Source organism: Mesonia mobilis DSM 19841, assembly GCF_000423405.1.
Lineage (GTDB): Bacteria > Bacteroidota > Bacteroidia > Flavobacteriales > Flavobacteriaceae > Mesonia > Mesonia mobilis.
Genome location: NZ_AUHX01000044.1, coordinates 1 through 1703, shown reverse-complemented (window position 1 = coordinate 1703; position 1703 = coordinate 1). Strand labels below are relative to the sequence as shown.

4 protein-coding genes are annotated in these 1703 nt (G+C 29.2%); all 4 read left to right on the top strand.

Annotated elements, in window-relative coordinates:
* Window positions 1-175: 175 nt before the first annotated feature.
* Window positions 176-475 carry a nucleotidyltransferase family protein gene (locus tag G551_RS0112300; protein WP_027885838.1) on the top strand — a complete coding sequence of 100 codons (300 nt, stop codon included), beginning with the start codon at window positions 176-178 and terminating at the stop codon, window positions 473-475.
* Complete coding sequence (locus tag G551_RS0112295; protein ID WP_027885837.1) at window positions 468-815, top strand: HepT-like ribonuclease domain-containing protein; 348 nt, start codon at window positions 468-470, stop codon at window positions 813-815. The genes G551_RS0112300 and G551_RS0112295 overlap by 8 nt, the downstream gene beginning before the upstream one ends.
* A 156-nt stretch (window positions 816-971) precedes the next feature.
* Window positions 972-1205: a hypothetical protein gene (locus tag G551_RS0112290; RefSeq protein WP_027885836.1), complete on the top strand. Its 234-nt coding sequence runs from the start codon at window positions 972-974 to the stop codon at window positions 1203-1205.
* Window positions 1206-1213: 8 nt separating this feature from the next.
* Window positions 1214-1612 (top strand): hypothetical protein, encoded by a 399-nt coding sequence (locus G551_RS0112285; protein ID WP_027885835.1) that lies wholly within the window; start codon window positions 1214-1216, stop codon window positions 1610-1612.
* Window positions 1613-1703: the final 91 nt, after the last annotated feature.

Sequence of the window (1703 nt, the reverse complement as noted above, 5' to 3'; positions counted from 1 at the left end):
TTCCAACTAAGGTTTTGTGTCCTGCGGACACAGACGCTCAAGCGTCAAAGTCAGTTCTTTTTACTATCTTTAGTTCTCAAATTCCCTTAGCTGGGTAATTATACAAGAACGTTAGCATTTATTAAAAAAATCATTACTAAATAAATACTTTTGTTTTATTTACGTAAATTTGATTATGAAATTAATTGAAAATCATATCGAAACTCTGAAAAAACTATGTGAAACATATCACGTAGATAAAATGTATTTATTTGGTTCTGCATTAAATTCTAGCTTTTCACCTCAAAGCGATATTGACTTTTTAGTAAAGTTTAAGAATATTGATTTAGCGAAATACTTTGATAACTATATTAGTTTTCGAGAAAATTTAAAAAATCTATTGGGAAGGGAAATCGACTTAGTTGAGGAACAAACCCTCAAAAATCCTATTCTTAAAAAATCTATTGACAAAAATAAAGAGTTAGTTTATGGATGAGAGAATTCTTAAATGGCTATTTGACATTAAAATTGCTATTGAAGAAATAGACAGCTATTTCGAGAATCAAGAAAAAGATTTCTTTAAATATCGTGAAAACATTATGCTCAAAAGAGCTATAGAAAGAAATTTAGAAATCATTGGTGAGGCAATGAATAGAATTTTAAAAAGAGATTTATCATTTGAAAGTGAGATATCTAACGCAAAAGCTATAATTGGTTTAAGGAATCAAGTTATTCACGCATATGATAATATTTCTGATGAAAATATCTGGTCTATTTTAATAAATCATCTCCCAAAATTAAAATTAGAAGTTGATCAATTAGTGGATAAACAATAACAAATGCTAACACCGTATAATTCCAACTAAGGTTTTGTGTCCTGCGGACACAAACGCTCACGCGTCAAAGTCAGTTCTTTTTACTATCTTTATTTTCCAAATTCCCTTAGCTGGGTAATTATACAAGACCGTTGCAAACAATTTAAAAATGAAATTATGAAAATTAGAATTTTACAATTAGTAATTTTAGTTGGGATTTTTATAAATACCAACGTAATTGCGCAACAATGTGGAACTCCCACAACTGGGAGCAATCAAGATTTCTTTTTATCAAAAAACGGAATTACTGGTGATGATTCAATATGCATAAATGTTTCCTTTCATATTGTCCGGCAAAGCAATGGATCAGGAGGTTTTAATTCATCAAATATTGATTTAACTATTAAATAATAAAAAAAATGAAAAATCTTATTTTAATAGTAGTACTGTTTACATCTCTTAGTGGATGTACCAATAATGAAAATGAAAGTCATCAAATGCAAGAACCTTCCATAATTGGCACTTGGAAATTAATAGAAAAGTATGGCAGTGACGGAGGAAGTGACCCTCAGTGGAATACAGTTGAAGATGGTTATGTATATACCTTCAAAAATAATGATATTATAATTTCAAACAGGTTTAATTGCAATGGCAGCTACACTTTATCATCTTCAAATCAGGTAACGATTACTTTTGATTGTACAGATAGTCAATTTAATTTAGTGTATGATTACACATTTGTAAATCGGAAATTAATACTTACAAACTTATCAAATTGCGATGAAGGTTGTGGTGAAAAATATGAAAAAATTGAATAAAAACTGTTTGCAACACCGGTAACCGTTGCACAAGCCTTTAATTCTTAGAAAATCTCACTTATTTAAACCGCTTTTAGGAGGTTTTTTGTTT

Bases quoted from the DNA above. Each gene is read 5' to 3' on its own strand.
- G551_RS0112285 (WP_027885835.1), top strand. From the start codon at position 1,214: ATGAAAAATCTTATTTTAATAGTAGTACTGTTTACATCTCTTAGTGGA.
- G551_RS0112300 (WP_027885838.1), top strand. From the start codon at position 176: ATGAAATTAATTGAAAATCATATCGAAACTCTGAAAAAACTATGTGAA.
- G551_RS0112290 (WP_027885836.1), top strand. From the start codon at position 972: ATGAAAATTAGAATTTTACAATTAGTAATTTTAGTTGGGATTTTTATA.
- G551_RS0112295 (WP_027885837.1), top strand. From the start codon at position 468: ATGGATGAGAGAATTCTTAAATGGCTATTTGACATTAAAATTGCTATT.